Genomic DNA, 1,195 nt, shown 5'->3' with positions numbered 1-1,195 from the left:
CGGTAATGCCCCCGTTTTCCACAGTCGGCAGAAGTAGAAACTAAGCGGCCATGGCCAGCCGCTGCTTCGGGGTAAAGCCGCCCAATGCCATATTTGGGCGCTCGTGATTGTAAGTCCACATCCAGTCGGCCGCTGCCTGCCGAACCTGCTCCAGGTCTTCCCACAGATATTGCGAGAGCCATTCGTATCGCGCGGTCCGATTGAACCGTTCGATGTACGCGTTCTGTTGCGGCTTGCCCGGCTCAATGTATTCCAGCCGTATACCTAGCTTCTGCGTCCAAGTCACGATGGCTGTGCTCAGGTATTCTGGGCCGTTGTCACAACGAATTACCTTCGGCTTGCCACGCCATTCCATGTGCTGCTCCAGCGTGCGAATCACCCGCTCGGACGGCAGCGAGAAATCCACCTCAATGCCCAGCGCCTCGCGGTTGAAATCATCAATCACGTTCAGCGTCCGGATGCTGCGCCCGTCAACGAGCTGGTCATGCATGAAGTCCATTGACCACACTTCGTTGATGGCATGCGGCACCGACAGCGGCTGCGGCGTTTCGCGCACCAAGCGTTTCTTCGGCTTGATGCGCAGGTTCAGCTCCAGCTCCCGATAAATCCGGTAGATGCGCTTGTGGTTCCACCCGAATCCCTGCACGTTACGCAAGTAGTAATAGCACAGCAGAAAGCCCCAGTTGCGATGACAGCCCGTGATACGCATCAGCCAGTCTGCAATCTCTTCGTTCTCCGTGTTCAACTTCGCCTCGTATCGGTAGCACGACTCGCTGATGCCGAACACTGTGCACGCCACACGAATTGACACGCGGCGCTGTTGCACAACCTGCTTTGCCATCTCGCGCCGGCGAGATGGCTTCAGAACTTTTTTTGCAGCGCCTCCGAGGCAATCTCAGCCTTGAGCTTCTCCTCGATGTACATCTTGCGCAGCCGGGCATTCTCCGCCTCGAGCTCCTTCATGCGCGACATCATCGACGCGTCCATCCCGCCGTACTTCGAGCGCCATTTGTAGAACGTTGCCGAACTGATGCCCAGTTCCCGGCATAGCTCCGGCACCGCAAGCCCAGCCTCCGCGCGCTTGAGCGCCTCCAATATCTGGCTATCTGTGAATCTCGACTTCTTCATCTGCAGAACTCCCTCTTAACGAGAAAATTCTACTTCTCCCAGCGGTGGATTTCAGGGGGTATTACCC

General features: G+C 57.2%; 1 protein-coding gene. It reads right to left on the bottom strand.

What is annotated here, in order from left to right; translation table 11 throughout:
- Positions 1-40: 40 nt before the first annotated feature.
- A protein-coding gene (locus tag KF708C_RS34080) for an IS3 family transposase (protein WP_086003188.1) occupies positions 41-1,128 on the bottom strand; the annotation gives its coding sequence in 2 pieces (ribosomal slippage) (positions 41-879 and positions 879-1,128; 1,089 coding nt in all).
- Positions 1,129-1,195: the final 67 nt, after the last annotated feature.

The sequence above is a fragment of the Cupriavidus basilensis genome, from assembly GCF_000876015.1.
In the GTDB taxonomy this organism is placed as follows: domain Bacteria; phylum Pseudomonadota; class Gammaproteobacteria; order Burkholderiales; family Burkholderiaceae; genus Cupriavidus; species Cupriavidus basilensis_B.
The sequence above is the reverse complement of the archived record's forward strand: the minus strand, read 5'-3'. Positions and strand labels throughout refer to the sequence as shown.